Source organism: Streptomyces sp. NPDC043996 (assembly GCF_056435225.1).
Genome location: NZ_JBWKEY010000004.1, coordinates 556,133 through 570,386 on the forward strand (window position 1 = coordinate 556,133; position 14,254 = coordinate 570,386).

Consider the following 14,254-nt stretch of genomic DNA (forward strand, 5'->3'; position numbering starts at 1 on the left):
TCGCGAGGTCAGCGGCGTGACACATCGGGGGAGGCGCCGTTCATGACTGAAGAGACAGCAGAGCCATGGGGCCCGGAAGACACGCGGGGCACCGGGGGCCGGGCGGCGGATCCGCTCGTCGACGCGACCGAGCACCTGGCCGCGGCCATCGGCACCGAGGTGTGGCCCACGGCCAGCGCCGAGGCCGCCGACCTGCTCGGCGGTGACCGCGAGGTGGCGACAGCGCGGGTGCAGGCGTGGGCGGCCGATGCCCTGCGCCGCGACGGCGAGGAGCGCGACGACTATCTGCTGGGCGCCGTACCGCGCTGGCAGGAACACATCGCCGCGGCACTGCACGACGACCCCGAACCCGCCGCGCGGGCCCGCAGGTTCACCGAGGAGGTGCGGTCGCTGCTGCTCGCCCCGGGCGCGGCCGAAGAGCCGGACACGGCGTCCCAGCAAGTGGTCACCGCCACCGGACACGGCACCGTGAACGCCGTCCAGAACGGCAACATCTACTACCAGGTCGTCCTCGGCCACACCCCGCGCCCCCGGCGCATGAGCCCCGTGGCGACGGCGGCGCTCACCGGCACGGCCGCGACGGGAGCGGCCGCGGCCGGAGTCGCCGCGGCCCGGCACGCCGCCTCTCAGGCCGCCGAGCAGGCCGGGGCGGGCCAGCTCCCCGGACCGCTGGCCGACGCCGTGCCGCCGATGCCGCCCGGGCCGCCCGAGGCCGCGGCCACCACCGCACAGGGCGGGACCGTGGCCACCACCGCGCAGGGCGGGGTCGGGTCCGCCGCCGCGGTGAAGTCCACGGCCACCATGGGCGCCAAGATCGCCACCGCCGTGGGCATCGGGGGCGGCAGCATCGGCGGCCCCGTGATCGTCACCGTGGTGACGGTGGTGATCGTCGCCGTCACCTCGGTGACGTACGTACTGACCCGTTCGGACGAGAAGGCCTCGTGCGACGCCGCCGTCGACGGCCGTCGCCCGCCCGCCGTCCTCGCGGAGGCGGCCCGGCGCACGGGCCTGACGAGCTTCCAGTACTCCGTCACCCGGGGCACGCACCACGTCACAGGAGCGGCCGACCCCCGCACCCGCGACGCGTGGTTCCGCCAGCGGGTGGGCGACGGGCCCACGGTGACCGGCACGATCAAGCGGGGCAAGGTCACCCTGCCGCCCGGCACGGCCGTGCCCGCCGGGGCGGACAAGAGCCTGGTGCGGTCCGACGGCGCCTTCACCGACGCCGTCGACCCCACGGCCGCCGCCCGCCTCCTGGACGAGGTGACCCGGGCCAAGCGCGACGGCTGCGCCTTCACCGGCACCCTCGCACGGCCTCAGGACGACACGGCCCGCACGACGACCACGGCGGCGCGCGTCCCCCGGGCGACGGCCACGCCGTCCGCGTCGGCGCCGACAGGGCGGGCGCCCGTCCGCTTCCGGGCCCGCATCGACGACCGCGGACGCCTGGTGCGGCTCGCGGTCGACGCGGGGCAGGGCCCTGGCGACGCCGCGGTCTCCGCGCGGTACTCCGCCTTCGGCCAGCGCGTCGTGCCGTCCGCGCCAAGCGCCACGCCGCGCCCCGGCGAGTCCGGCGAGAAGGACCCGGCTCGGCAGGTCGACGGCGTCTGGGCCGGAACGTGGAGCGCCGCGTTCATCAGCGGCGACTTCAGCGCGGACCTCGCCATCGACAGCGACCGCATCACGGGCAGCCTCACCGTCTCCGAGACCGGCTGCGACCTGAACGGCGACCTCACGGGCACCCTGAAGGGCAACCGCATCACCTTCGGCACCGTCGACAGCGCCGTGCCCATCTCCTTCACCGGCACCCTCGACGGCTCCACCATGAGCGGCACGTTCACCACGGACTGCCAGGACGTCTCAGGGCGCTGGACGGCGCGGCGGGACTCCTAGTCCATGCCCCGCCCCGCCGCCGTGATCCCGCACGGTCCGTACGACCACCGGAGGATGCGACAGTGACTCCCGACTGGCTGGTGGCCCTGTCCGCCGCCGGAGCCGCGGGCCTCGTCAGCGCGGCCACCACCGACGCCTGGCAGGCCACCCGCGACCGCTTCGTCCAGCTGCTCGGCCGGGGCGACCCCGCCCGGAGCGACGCCGCGGCCCGGCGGCTCGACGCGCTGCGCGCGGCGGCGTCCGGCGCCGACAGCGGGCGCGCCCTCGCGCGCGCCCGGCACACCTGGCACGTCCGGCTCGAGGACCTCCTCGAGGAACACCCCGACGCCGCGGCCGAGTTGGAGGCGGCCATCGCCGCGTTCCCGCCACCGCCCGAGCGCGGTGGGACGACGTACCGGCAGAACGTGCGCGTCGACGGGCACGGCCAGGCCAACGTCGTCCAGGACGGCGACCTGACGGTGCGCGTGGAACGTCCCGGGCCGGGCGCGGGGACGGCGTAGAGGGCGCCGCGAACGCCCGCACCGTCAACTTCCGGCCATGGCACGGGCGGGATTCCTGGCTCGACTGCGCCCTCACGGGAAGCGTGTGCGGCGGGTGGAATGGCCTTGTCCGTACGGAGGTCGCCGCCGCGCGCACGAGCGGAACACGGGAACGCCCTTCGAGGACGCCAGGCAATCCACGAGGAACCCAAGGAGACGCACCATGGCAGCGGATACCCGCGGCGGAACGGCTCCCACCCCCGACGACGTCGGGACGATGTACGACCAGTTCGGCGATCTCATCGCCATGACGCTCGGGGCCAGCGCCGTCCACATCGGCCTGTACGTGCCCCACGGCACCCCCATCCCCGCCACCGGCCTCATCGACCTCGCCGACCAGGCGCAGGACCGCCAGACCGAGTTCCTCATCGACACGCTCGACCCGGCGCCCGGCTCCCGGGTGCTCGACATCGGCTGCGGCACCGGAGGGCCCGCGCTGCGGCTCGCCGACCGCACCGGAAGCCACGTCACCGGCATCACGGTCAGCCGCGGCCAGCTCGACCGCTGCCAGCGACGGCGCGCGGACCACCCGGCCGCGGAGCGCGTCGACTTCGCGTACGGCAACGCCATGGACCTGGACCACGCGGACGCCTCGTTCGACGCCGCCTGGTCGATCGACTGCTTCCCCCACCTGTCCGACCGCCCGCGCGGCCTGCGGGAGGCGCTGCGGGTCCTGAGGCCGGGCGGGCGCCTGCTGCTGACCGAGTTCACGCTGCGCGGCACGCCCACCGCGGAGGAGACCGCCGCGTACGAGGCACTGTGGGCGTGTCCGCCGCTCACGACGTTCTCCACGCTGCTCGGCGAGGTCGAGGAGAGCGGCTTCCACGTCCTGCGCGTGCAGGACATGACCGCCAACGCGGTGCTGTGCGGCGAGCTGATGAGCGTGCTGTACCAGGACCGGAGGGAGGAGATCGGCGAGCGGTTCGGCAAGGAGGCGCTCCTGCACACCGATCCCCTGATGGGCCCCTTCCGCTCCTTCTCCCGCAACCACTTCCAGTACCACCTGCTGATGCTGGGCAAGCCCGCCGGCTGAGGAGCGGGCCGCCCCCCCCTGGCAGGGACGCGTGGCTGGCGTCGAGTTCGACGGTCTTGCGCGGGTTCACGCGCTGGGCCATGCGGCGCTCGTTGTCCGGGTGGATCATGCGGTCCTCGGTGGAGACCTGGTACCAGGACGGCTTGGGCCGCCAGGCCAGCGAGGTGAGCGGGTTCTCCACCGCGTGCAACGAGCCGGAGCCGCGCCGGTCGAGCTCCACGATGACGTTGCTCCAGTGGGCGGCGCCGCCCCAGAATCCATGCACGAGGACGACCGCCGGTTTGCCCGCGCGCCCCGCGCGCCGGGCGTCCGCTCAGCCGCGCGTCCCCGCCAGGTCGTCGAACGCCGCGAGCAGGCCAAGGAGCGGGCCCTCGCCCCAGGCCGTCACCGCGAGGGCCGCGGCGAGCACCGCGGTGCCGTGCGCGTCCGCGCCACGCCGGGCCGTGGGCGGCTGTGCGTCGCCGCGGTGCGCCCAGGCTCGCACGGCCTGGGTGGCGGCGAGCTCGTGGTGGAGCGGGGCCGCGGCGGCGATCCGGTCGGCGGTGCGGACCACGTCGTCCGGAGTGAAGGTGCGCGGCCCGGACAGGACGACGCCGACGACCAGGCGCAGCAGGTCGCCGGTCACGGCCGGCAGCTGCGCCCTGACCTCGGGGTCCGCGCTGTCGAGGGCGGTGGCGATCGCCACGGAGTCCCCGCTGGCGTACGCGCGCACGAGCGCGAGCCCCCTGCGCGTGGCCTCGCGGCCCGCGGGCGCCTCGGGCGCGGCGGGCGCGGCGCCGGGGTCGGCTTCCGGCAGCGGGCCGTGCGGGCGGTGCCGTGCGGGGTGCGCGGTCATGTGCGGGGCTCCCTTCGCGGGTTTCGCGGGACGTCTCGTGATCCTGCGACCTCAAGTGCGGTTGAAGTCAAGCCCGGGTGCCTCGCGGAGGACGGCGGCCTACCGCGAGCACGGTCCTGCGGCCGTCGCGCGGGGGCCCTCCGGGAGGAGGGAACACCGCGCCGGGTAGATCCATCGATGTACCGGACGACTCGCCTCACCGCACGATGTGGGGCCGCCGGGCGCCCCCGAGCATGGAGTAAAAGCCCCGGACGAAGGCGGTGCGACGATGCGCCACGACGGACCCCACACCCCCACCCGCACCTCCCCCACCTCCCCCATCTCCCGCCCTTCCGATCCCGCTGAGGCCCCCCGCCCCTCGCCGCCCAGCCACCTCCCCCACCTGCTCGGCGAGCTGAGCCGGATCGCCGCGCTGCCGCTCGAACGCGGTGAGACGCTGCCCGCGGGTGCCTACACCGACGAGGACTTCCACCGCTGGGAGATGGAGCGCGTGTTCCGGAGCGACTGGACGTGCGTCGGGCACGTCGCCCAGGTCTCCCGGCCCGGCGACTATCTGCGGACCGACGCGCTCGGCCTGCCCCTGGTCGTCACGCGCGACGAGGACGGCGCGCTGCACGCGCTCTCCCGGGTGTGCAGGCACCGCTTCATGGACGTACTCCCGCCGGAGACGGCCCCCGAGCAGGGCTCCCTGGAGCGCCTCACCTGCCCGTACCACACCTGGACGTACCGGCTGAACGGCGAGTACGCCGGGCAGTTGGCGGGCGCGCCGATGATGGGCAAGGTCGACTTCGACCGCGCGGCGTGCCGGCTGCCTCAGTACCGCATCGAGGAGTGGAACGGGCTGCTCATGGTGAGCGCCGACCCCGATGTGGCGCCGCTCGCCCCGCAGCTCGAAGGCCTTGCCGCCGTCCTCGCGCCGTACCGGACCGCGGAGCTCGTGGTGGCCTACACGGCCCGGTGGGACGGCGTCGCGGCGAACTGGAAGGTGGCGTTCGAGAACGGCTCGGAGAACTACCACCACATGGGCACCCACGCGGGCACGCTGGACCAGGTCCTCCCGGGCAAGGACACCGTCGTGGACAACTGCGAGGGGCGCTGGTTCAGCATGTACACCCCCTTCTCGGCCGAGGCGCTCGCGGGCCTCGGCGAGGACGCCGAAGCCGCGCTGGGCACCCTCATCCCGGGGCTCGGCACGCGGCAGCTGTCGGGGATGACGGTCGCGGGCATCTTCCCGAACCTGGCGATGGCGCTCCTGCCCGACAGCGTCTCCTTCGCGCGCTGGGTCCCCACCGGACCCGTCACGCACGACGCGCTCATCACCGTGCTCGTCCCGGCCGAGGCGCGGAGCCGACCGGGGTACGAGGCGTACGTCGAGGCCGCCCGCGCGCAGTTCGAGGTGATCCAGAACGAGGACCTGGTGGCGGTACGGGGCGTCCAGCGCGGCCTCGCCACCGAGCCGGGCCCGTCGGGCGGGCGGTTCTCGCATCTGGAGCGCCCGCTGTGGCAGTTCCAGCGCTATCTGGCCGACCGCCTGGTGGGTGCCGGGAAGGCGGCCGCCTAGGCGCCGCCTTCCCGGCCCGCGGTGGGTCAGGCGTGTTCCTCGGCCTCGACCGGCTTCGGGATCAGGAAGGAGGTCACGAACGCCGCCGCGATGAGGACGACTCCCGCGATCATGCCCGCCGAGTAGCCCGCCACCGAGGTCTTGTCCGCGGGCTCGGCGGCGGTCTGCACCGCGTACAGGACGGCGAAGCTGAGGCCCGCGCCGAGGTTGAAGGCGCCCGCGTTCAGGCCGGGCAGGACGCCGGGGTTGCCCTTCGGGGACAGGACGATGCCGAGGCCGTTCAGGACGATGTTGGCGATGCCCGCGTAGGTGACGCCGATGAGGATCGACGACACGAGGAGCAGCGCGCGCGAGTCGGCCTGGAGCGTGCCGAGCATCAGGGCGACCATCGCGGCCGAGCCGACGAGGCCGAAGCGCAGCACCTTGCCGTAGCCGTAGGTGGCGGCGAGGCGGCCGGAGAGCGGGCCCATGGCCAGGCCCGCGAGGGCGTACGGCGTCAGCGTCCACCAGGCGGATTCCTCGGCGCTCATGCCGAAGCCGGCGTCCGCGTTCTGCGCGAAGGCGGGGATCATGCCGTTCATCACGGCGAAGACGCCGGTCATGGTGAGCACGGTCGTCAGGAGCAGCGCCCAGGTGGAGCGCTGCCTGAGGTGCCGGGTCGCGATCAGGGGGTGGTCGCTCGCGTTCTCGGCGCGCCAGAACAGGGCGAACGCGGCCGCGGCGACGACGGCGAGTACGGCCACGAGCGGCCAGTTGGCGTCGCCGAGCTTGCCCGCCTCGTTCAGGGCGATCAGGGCGGCGCCCACGGAGACCACCAGGATGGCCACGCCGGGCCAGTCCATGCGGGTCTCGGCGGCGTTCGCGGCGGACGACTCGGGGGTGAGCGTGGCGACCAGGACGGCGGCGAGGGCGGCGACGACGGCCATCACCCAGAACACCGCGTGGAAGCCGTAGTGGTCGGCGAGGGAGCCGCCCGCGATGGAGTCGACGCCCGCGATGCCGCCGTTGACGGCGGTGATGACGCCGAGCAGGGTGCCGTACCGCTTCGGCTCGTGGACCTCGTTGCGCAGCATGATCAGGCACAGCGGGACCGTGGGTCCGGACACGCCCTGGATGACGCGGCCCGCGAACAGCATCGGCACGCTCTGCGCGAGCGCGGCCACGACGCAGCCCACGGCCATCATGACCATCATCGCGGCGAGGACGCGGCGGCGGCCGATGAGGTCGCCGAGGCGCGGCAGGAACAGCGAGAACAGCGCGGCGGAGGTGAAGAAGGCCGTCTGGGTCAGACCGACCTCGGCGGCGGTGGCGTCGAGGGAGTCCTCGACGTTCTGCAGGGCCGGGCTGAGCATGCTCGCGTTCAGCTGGAAGGCGAAGCACGCGGCGAGGAGGGCGACGACGAGCACCCAGACGCGGACCGGGCGGCGGCCCGGCGTCGCCGCGGCGGGGGCGGGACCGGTGACGGAGGCGTTCACGCGGGCACCTCGCCGATGCGCTCCAGGGCGTCGACGACCAGGTCCCAGAACCGGCCGTGGTCGAGGTCGACGGCGACCTGCGTGTGGCAGTCGGCGGGGGCGGGCGCGCGGAAGTCGGCCACGGTCATGCCGAGCGTGAGGGTGCCGGTCAGCTCGATGTCCACGGGGGCCTTGCGCACGGTCATGACGTTCGGGTCGATGACGTACGCGACCGCGCACGGGTCGTGCACCGGCGGGTGCGCGAAGCCCTGGGCCTCGCGGTAGGTGGCGCCGAAGAAGTCCAGGAGCTCGCCCACGAAGGCGGCGGGCCTGGTGCCGACGGCGGCGATCCGCTCCACCACCTCGGGCGTCGCCAGGGCCTGGTGGGTCAGGTCGAGGCCGACCATGGTGACGGGCCAGCGCTCGTTGAAGACGATGTGCGCGGCCTCGGGGTCGATCTTGATGTTGAACTCGGCGACGGCGCTCCAGTTGCCCGTGTGGTAGCCGCCGCCCATGAGGACGACCTCGCGGACGCGTTCGGCGATGCGCGGCTCCTTGCGCACGGCCAGGGCGATGTTGGTCAGGCCCGCCGTGGGCACGATCGTGATCTCGCCGGGATCGTGCGCCATGACCGTGTCGATGATGAGGTCGACGGCGTGGCGGCGGTCGAGCTCCAGGGTGGGCTCGGGCAGCTCGGGGCCGTCGAGACCGCTCTCGCCGTGGATCTCCTCGGCGACCTCGACGTCGCGCACCAGGGGCCGGGGGCAGCCCGCGGCGAAGGGGACGCCGGTGATGCCCGCGACGCGCGCCACGGCCAGGGCGTTGCGGGTGACCTTCGCCAGCGTCTGGTTGCCGACGACGGTGGTGACCGCGACCAGCTCGACGTCCGGGTTGCCGTGCGCCAGGAGCATGGCGATCGCGTCGTCGTGCCCCGGGTCGCAGTCGAGGATGATCTTTCTGGCCACAGCGGAACCTCTTTGTTCGGCTGAGGTGCCACCGTGAGGCGGCACCTCGGGAAAACGTTCTCCGAAGACTTTGTGCACGGCTGCGCATTATGTCAACGATTCGCCAAGCCCTCGCCCGGGGCACCTCCCACGCCTATGACCTGCGTGTCTATGGGAAGTGGCCCTCCCGGGCGGGATGGGGCGTCCAGGGCCACCGCACCGGCCACTGATAGCGCTCTCCACGCTGCGCCGATGGAGTGGCGCCACCGGAGGAACGGGCGCAGACGTGTCCGGCGCAACGCTCCCCCACCGCCGCACGCCCCCGCTCCCCGCGGTGATTCCGCCGTCGAGCGGCGTGTTCGCGCCAAGATCCGCCGACCGGACAGATTCCCGATAACTCCTCGGCGTCCGCCCCGTTGTCCCCGACGACGATCACCGCCCGCCTCACCCGCGTGAGGCGGGCGGTGCCCCGCGCCCAGAAGGGACACCACCAGCGCATGACCACACGGCACCACCTCGGCCGGAGCGCCGCCGTACTGACCGCCGTCCTCGCCCTCACCACGGGGACGACCGGTCTCACCGCGTACGCCGCCGACACCGCCCACAAGACCGGCAAGTACACCGCCGCGACCGCCGCTTCCGTGCCGCGTGCCGGTGCGGGGTCCTCCCAGGACGGCCGGGACGACGGCTGGGAGGGCGACGGGCTGCGGCTGAACGCCGAGGACAACCGCAAGGTCGACGCCTACATCGCCCGCGCCCGCGCGGCCGAGCCGGCGATCAGCCGTGACGTGCGGGCCGCCGTCCGGCTGAGCCAGGCGGAGCTGATCGGCTTCGACCACCGGCTGAAGTCGCCGGACTCGCTCAAGCGGAAGGTCGCCACCGACCTCAAGGAGCACCCCGAGAACACTGTCGACCAGGCGCTCGCCCGGCTCAGCGACGCGGTGCGCTACACCCTCCAGTGGCCCGACGACCAGTACGTCACCGGTGTCACCGTCGCCTCCGAAGTGCTGTCCGCCTGGGGCAACGACACCACCAAGTGGAGCAACACCTGGGGCCGCGCCCAGGGCTACAAGGGCCTGAACTCGGGCTGGCGCGCCCCCGGTTCGCAGCAGCGGTTCGAGGTGCAGTTCCACACCCCGGCGAGCAAGTACGCGCAGGAGGAGACGCACAAGCTGTACGAGGAGCAGCGGCTGCCCACGACGAGCCCCGAGCGCAAGAAGGAGCTCCAGGCGCAGCAGGACGCCATCTTCGCCGCCGTGCCGGTCCCGGACGGCGCCCCCGGCCTCGCCGCGCCCGCGCCCCTGGCTCTGGCACCGGCGGCCTGAGGCCCGCCCTGACGGGCTCTTCGGCCGCGCGGGGCGGCCTCGGTCAGGCGCCCCGCGCGGCCCGCTGGAAGATCTCCGCGACCACGTCCGACTTCGCGTCCGCGTAGTTCTGCGTGTACCGCCAGGTCCGCGCGGCGAGTTCCGCCTTGGTGCGGGCGTAGAGGTCGCGGTCCTCGGGGTGGGCGCGCAGCCAGTCGCGGAACAGGAGCATGCGCCCGGTCTCGGGGCACCCGGCGGAGAACACGTGCAGGTTCGCCGAATCGGCGCCGGGGCCGACGTCGCCGGTGCGGAGCACCCGGTGCTCGTACCACGCGGGCTCCCGGATGGCGAGGTGGAAGCCGAGCCGTCGCAGCGCGGGGACGTAGGCGTCCTCGTCGCCCGAGTCGGGGACGGTGAGGACCATGTCGACGACCGGCTTGGCCGCGAGTCCGGGCACCGAGGTGGAGCCCACGTGCTCCACCTCGTGCCGCAGGCCCACGAGTCCGGCCCGCACGCGGGCGGCCAGCGCGTCGAAGGCCCCGGGCCAGCGCGGGTCGTACGGGCGCAGCGTGACCGGTCCGTCGAGCCGCGGCGCCGTGCCGACGGTGGCGGCCTCGATCTCCTCCGCCGACATCGGGGCGCTGCCCCGCCCCTCCTCCTCGCGCGGCTCTCCGGACATGGCGGCTCCTGTTCGCGACGCGGGCGGTGGCAAGCCCCCAGCCAAGGCGCTGTGCCGCCGCCCGTCAACCGCGCCGCGGCGGGCTCAGTCGCGCAGCACGACCAGGACGAACGCCGCCGACAGCGCCCCCAGGGCCACCGCCGCGACGCCGCGCGCGAAGCGGTGGTCGCGCAGGACGGGCAGCAGGTGGTCGGCGGCGAGGCGGCCGGGGCCCGTCAGGGCCAGGCACGCCGCGGCGGACAGCAGGACCAGGTCGTACTCGATGCCCTCGGGGCTGAAGAAGCCCCCGTTCCATTTCACCGCCATCGCGTTGAGCATGATGCCGAGGACGCCCGCGCCCGCGAGCGGGGTGAGCAGCCCGACGGCGAGCCCCAGGCCGCACAGGGTCTCGGTGAGCGCGGCGACCCAGGCCATCGCCTTGGCGGCCCGGTAGCCGTCTTCGGCGAAGTTCGCGGCGGTGCCGTCGAGGCCGTTGCCGTCGAACCAGCCGAAGAGCTTCTGCGCGCCGTGGGCGGCCATGGTCAGGCCCACGGCGAGACGCAGCGCGAGCAGGCCGATGTCGGTGCCGGGGTGGGCGGCGGCGGGGCCGCTCGCGTGCGGCCGGTGCCGCACGGGCGCGCTCGGCGCGCTGGAGGGGGCGGAGGGAACAGGGGGAACAGGGGGAACGGGCGGATACGAGGGGGACGGGGATGACGACATGGGGGAACTCTCCTGGTGAGTGGGGGTGGTACGGGCCACGCGCACACGCGGGTGACCCGCCGCGCCGCGGCCGGGGCCGGGCGCGTGGGGAGCCGACGTGAGGTGCGTCGACGTGAGGGAGGAGAGGCCCTTTACGTTCTGATGACCCGGGTGCGGTACAGGTCGACGGCGGCGGCGTCCGCGGCCGCGGTGGCGCACAGCGCCCCGGGAGGCGCGGCCGGTCGCGGCTCCGCGGAGGCGGCGCGGGGAGCGGGGGCGGCGGGCTGCTCGGGTCCGGCGAGCGTCGCCTCGCGGGGTGCCTCGCGGCCGTCCCCGCCCTGGCAGTCGGTGTCGGCGGGGCCCGGGGTCGCGGCGGACGGGCCGTGGACGGCGGGTCCGTACACGGCCCGCTCCCGCGCCGGGGGGTCGGCGGCCGCGGCCGTACCGACGGCGAACACGCCGATCACGCCGAGGAGCAGAGCGAGCAGGCCGGGGATCCACGCGAGCACGGCGCCCCGTGGCACCCGGCGCGCGCTGTGGACCTCACGTCCCCTCATGCTCCCCGATGCTAGGTCCGGACCACGTCGGCGCCCTAGCCCACAACCGGCCTCATGCCCCGAGGGTCACACCGGTCGCCGCATGCAGACCCGTGGCCACCGGTCCAGGCCGTGGGCGGCCTCCTTCGCGCGCACGGCCCGCAGGCCGGGACCGAGCGCGGCGTCGTCGAGGACCTCGAAGCCGCAGCGCGCGTAGTACGGCGCGTTCCAGGGGACGTCCGCGAAGGTGGTGAGGGTCAGCGCGGACAGGGCCCGCGCCTGGGCCTCGGCGGCGAGGTGCTCGATGAGGGCGCGGCCGATGCCCCGCCGCGCGTGGTCGGGGTGCACGGACACCTGCTCGACGTGCAGGGCGTCGTCGACGGGGTCGGCGAGGAGGTAGGCCACGGGCCGGTCGGCGGTGTCGGCGGCCACCCACGCGCGCCCGGCCCGCTCGTAGCGGGCGAGGTCTTCCAGGGCGGGCGGCTCGTCGTCGGCGATCTCCGCCATGCCCACGTCGTGGAAGCAGCGGCCCGCGGCCCTCTCGATGTCCTGGAGCAGGGGCAGTTCGGCGGCACGGGCGGTTCGGATGCGCATGGCCCCATGGTGCCGGACCCGTGCGCGGGGCGGGTCACCAGGGAGCGCACCAGCGCCGTGCGGCCCTGCGGACCAAGGAGTTCGCGCGGGGGTGGCCGAGATCGATCGCCACCCGCTTGAGGTGGTCGGCGAGACGGCGCGGGCCGAGGGGGTCGGCGACGGCGGACAGGTGGGCCTTGGCGCCGACCAGGTAGTGGGGCCGGGGGTGCGCGGCGCTGATGGCGTGCAGCAGGGCGCGCACCAGCGGCTCGGGGCCCGGCATGCGGGCGGCCTCGCGCAGCGAGGCGACCATGGAGCGGTAGGTGGCGGTGTGCGGGGAGTTCCCCGCGCCCGTGGACAGTTCGTTCAGGGCGTCGGCGGCGTGGCTCCAGATGGGGCCGCCGTACGCGGTGGCCTCGACCAGGACGACGTCGACGCCCGCCGGTGCGGCCTCGATCCGCAGGGCGTCGTTCCAGGCGCCCATCGCGGCCTTGCTGGCGCAGTACCAGCCCATGAGCGGCGCGGTCACCCGCCCGGCGAGGGAGGAGTTGTTGACGACGCGGCCCTCGCCGCGGCGGCGCATGGCGGGCAGCGCGAGGCGGGCCAGGCGCGCCGGGCCCGCGAGGTTGACCTGGAGCAGATGGTCGACGGTCGCGTCGTCGAGGTCCTCCACGGCCCCCATGCGCAGGATGCCCGCGTTGTTGACCAGCGCCCACGGCCCGCCGTCGGTCCGCGCGGCGACGTCGTCGAACGCCTCCTGGCAGGAGCGCGGGTCCGCCACGTCCAGGAGCACCGTGCGCACCCGCACGCCGCGCTCGGCGGTCAGGGCGTGCAGCTTCTCGGCCTCGTCCTGGGTGTAGGCGGTGCCGTGGACGTCGTAGCCCCGCTGCGCGAGCCGCAGGGCGGTCTCCAGGCCCACCCCGCTGGTCGCGCCGGTCACCAGCACGCTGCGCGCCATGCGGCCTCCCTGTTGCGTCGGTTCGCGGGACGGGCGGGACGGGCGGTCGCGGCGGAGCGTAGGAGGAGGGTGAGGGGGTGTCAACCGACCTTGGACGGCGGGTGGTCGGGGTTCGGACAGCGGGGCCGGGGGCGGTCGGCGGGGCCGGTCGCGGCCTTGACGGCGCCACCGGGAATGGTCACATTCGTCAGTGTCAGGCGGCGAGTTCGCCCGTGCCGGACGCGTGCCGGACGGCGGGAGCGCCCGCGCGCAGGGACGGACGGCCGGCGGTGCGAGGGGCCGCGGGCGGCAGTGACCGCGAGGAGCCGTGCCCCATGGCCGAGACCGAGTACCGCATCGAGGACCTCGCGCGGCACGGCGGCGTCACGGTGCGGGCGATCCGCGCGTACCAGGACCGGGGGCTGCTGCCCAGGCCGGAGCGGCGGGGCCGCGCCAACGTGTACGACGACCGGCATCTGACGCGGCTGCGGCAGATCGCCGAGCTGCTCGACCGGGGCTACACCCTGGCGTCGATCAAGGAACTCCTGCAGGCCTGGGACGACGGGCGGGGCCTTGGCGCCGTCCTCGGCCTGGTGGCCGAGGTGGACCGGCCGTGGACCGACGAGGAGCCGGGGCTGCTGACCCGAGCGGAGCTCACCGCCCTGTTCGGCGGGGCGCGCGACGACGAGGCCGTGTCCGAGGCGGTGGCCCTCGGGGTGCTCGTGCCCCGCCCCGGGCGCCCCGGCGAGTTCCTCGTGCCCAGCCCGCAGGGCCTGCACGTGGCGGCCGAGCTGCACCGGGCGGGCGTGCCGCTGGCCGCCATCACCGAGCACCTGCGGGAGCTGCGCGCCCAGGTCGAGCACATCGCCGCGCGGTTCCTCGACTTCACCGGCGAGCACGTCTTCGACCGCTACCTCACCCACCGGCCCACGGAACCCGAGGTCGCCGAGGCCGCCGGCCTGGTGCGCAGGCTGCGCCCGCAGGCCCAGCGCATCGTCGACGCCGAACTGGCCCGCGCCATGCGGCTGTTGTCGACGCGGCGGCTGCGCGCCCACCAGCGGACCGGGCGCGGCTCCGGCACCAGCGCGGCCACGGAGGCGGTGCGCATGCCCTCGGGGACCCTCAGGTCCGTGCGCGACCTGGTGGGCGAGCGCCAGGCGGCGGCGTTCGTCGCGGCGGCCGCCGAACGGGAGGTGCGGGCCCGCACGATGGACCGGCTCGCCGAGCCGCGCTGAACCCTCCGGGCCCGCCGGGCCGGAGGGAACCGGAGTGACGACGGACGACGAGG

The 14,254-nt window shown here is 74.9% G+C and carries 14 protein-coding genes; 6 read left to right on the forward strand and 8 right to left on the reverse strand.

Translation table 11 applies throughout. The annotated features are described in order from the left end of the window. Positions 1-42: 42 nt before the first annotated feature. The 3 genes from AC07A4_RS13285 to AC07A4_RS13295 all read left to right on the forward strand — a co-directional run bounded on the left by AC07A4_RS13285 (position 43) and on the right by AC07A4_RS13295 (position 3,465). Positions 43-1,893, forward strand: coding sequence for a hypothetical protein (locus tag AC07A4_RS13285; RefSeq protein WP_478597009.1), 1,851 nt, complete (start codon positions 43-45; stop codon positions 1,891-1,893). Between the two features lie 62 nt (positions 1,894-1,955). Then, positions 1,956-2,393, forward strand: coding sequence for a hypothetical protein (locus AC07A4_RS13290; protein WP_478597011.1), 438 nt, complete (start codon positions 1,956-1,958; stop codon positions 2,391-2,393). A gap of 202 nt (positions 2,394-2,595) precedes the next feature. Continuing rightward, positions 2,596-3,465, forward strand: coding sequence for an SAM-dependent methyltransferase (locus AC07A4_RS13295; protein ID WP_478597014.1), 870 nt, complete (start codon positions 2,596-2,598; stop codon positions 3,463-3,465). 313 nt (positions 3,466-3,778) lie between these two features. Here the strand turns inward: AC07A4_RS13295 and AC07A4_RS13300 are convergent, their stop codons facing one another. Then, entirely contained in the window at positions 3,779-4,300 is a 522-nt protein-coding gene (locus tag AC07A4_RS13300) for a hypothetical protein (protein WP_478597016.1), read from the reverse strand. A 268-nt stretch (positions 4,301-4,568) separates the two neighbouring features. Between AC07A4_RS13300 and AC07A4_RS13305 the strand changes: the two genes are divergently transcribed. Beyond that, a complete protein-coding gene (locus AC07A4_RS13305) occupies positions 4,569-5,861 on the forward strand; it encodes an aromatic ring-hydroxylating oxygenase subunit alpha (protein ID WP_478597018.1) in 1,293 nt (430 codons plus the stop codon). A gap of 26 nt (positions 5,862-5,887) precedes the next feature. Here the strand turns inward: AC07A4_RS13305 and uriT are convergent, their stop codons facing one another. Together uriT and uriH are read right to left on the reverse strand one after the other, a co-directional pair. Next, on the reverse strand, positions 5,888-7,336 hold the full coding sequence (gene uriT / locus AC07A4_RS13310) for a uridine transporter UriT (protein WP_478597020.1): 1,449 nt from the start codon (positions 7,334-7,336) through the stop codon (positions 5,888-5,890). Further along, positions 7,333-8,280, reverse strand: a complete 948-nt coding sequence (uriH, locus tag AC07A4_RS13315) for a uridine-preferring nucleoside hydrolase UriH (RefSeq protein WP_478597023.1) — start codon at positions 8,278-8,280, stop codon at positions 7,333-7,335. The genes uriT and uriH overlap by 4 nt, the downstream gene beginning before the upstream one ends. A 476-nt stretch (positions 8,281-8,756) precedes the next feature. On the opposite strand from uriH, the gene AC07A4_RS13320 reads away from it, so the two are divergent. Next, the gene (locus AC07A4_RS13320) at positions 8,757-9,584 is read left to right on the forward strand and encodes an ATP nucleotide 3'-pyrophosphokinase (protein WP_478597026.1); all 828 of its coding nucleotides are present in this window, start codon (positions 8,757-8,759) and stop codon (positions 9,582-9,584) included. A 43-nt stretch (positions 9,585-9,627) separates the two neighbouring features. Here the strand turns inward: AC07A4_RS13320 and AC07A4_RS13325 are convergent, their stop codons facing one another. From AC07A4_RS13325 to AC07A4_RS13345, 5 genes are all read right to left on the reverse strand, one after another. Then, a complete protein-coding gene (locus tag AC07A4_RS13325; protein WP_478597029.1) occupies positions 9,628-10,242 on the reverse strand; it encodes a GrpB family protein in 615 nt (204 codons plus the stop codon). 84 nt (positions 10,243-10,326) lie between these two features. Beyond that, a complete protein-coding gene (locus tag AC07A4_RS13330; protein ID WP_478597032.1) occupies positions 10,327-10,941 on the reverse strand; it encodes a DoxX family protein in 615 nt (204 codons plus the stop codon). A 131-nt stretch (positions 10,942-11,072) separates the two neighbouring features. Beyond that, positions 11,073-11,477, reverse strand: a complete 405-nt coding sequence (locus AC07A4_RS13335) for a hypothetical protein (RefSeq protein WP_478597034.1) — start codon at positions 11,475-11,477, stop codon at positions 11,073-11,075. Between the two features lie 66 nt (positions 11,478-11,543). Further along, complete coding sequence (locus AC07A4_RS13340) at positions 11,544-12,050, reverse strand: GNAT family N-acetyltransferase (RefSeq protein ID WP_478597036.1); 507 nt, start codon at positions 12,048-12,050, stop codon at positions 11,544-11,546. A 34-nt stretch (positions 12,051-12,084) separates the two neighbouring features. Further along, the gene (locus AC07A4_RS13345) at positions 12,085-12,987 is read right to left on the reverse strand and encodes an SDR family NAD(P)-dependent oxidoreductase (RefSeq protein WP_478597038.1); all 903 of its coding nucleotides are present in this window, start codon (positions 12,985-12,987) and stop codon (positions 12,085-12,087) included. Positions 12,988-13,301: 314 nt separating this feature from the next. Between AC07A4_RS13345 and AC07A4_RS13350 the strand changes: the two genes are divergently transcribed. Continuing rightward, on the forward strand, positions 13,302-14,201 hold the full coding sequence (locus tag AC07A4_RS13350; protein ID WP_478597041.1) for a MerR family transcriptional regulator: 900 nt from the start codon (positions 13,302-13,304) through the stop codon (positions 14,199-14,201). Positions 14,202-14,254 lie beyond the last annotated feature (53 nt).